At 65.2% G+C, this 382-nt stretch carries 1 protein-coding gene; it reads right to left on the reverse strand.

Annotation, left to right across the window (positions count from 1 at the left end):
- On the reverse strand, window positions 1–382 hold a 382-nt coding region (locus ACEWB7_RS18745), incomplete at both ends, for a family 20 glycosylhydrolase (protein WP_411581195.1).

The raw sequence follows: 382 nt of genomic DNA on the forward strand, positions 1-382 counted from the left end.
TCGTAGAACTGCACCGAGGTGACGTTGGAGGTGTCATCCGGGTCAGTCAGACGGAACTGGTTCGCTTCCGCTTCCTTCCCTTCCGCCAGCAGACGCTTGTAGCGCGCCTCCATGGAGACCACGGCGGCACGGGCGTGCGCCGGCATGTTGATCTCGGGGATCACGGTCACGCCGCGGGCCTTGGCGTAACGCACCAGGTCGATGTAGTCGGCCTTGCTGTAGAAGCCGGAGCCCTGGTTGTCGCTGGTGGGACCTGAGCCGAGCTGCGGCATCAGGCACTTGGTTTCGGACTCGTCGTGGCAACGCTGGCTGCCGACGTCGGTCAGCTCCGGCAGGCCCGGGATCTCGATGCGCCAGCCTTCATCGTTGGTCAGCCCCAGGT

Source organism: Acinetobacter sp. NIOH-H-8, assembly GCF_046635365.1.
Taxonomy (GTDB): Bacteria; Pseudomonadota; Gammaproteobacteria; order Pseudomonadales; family Moraxellaceae; genus Acinetobacter.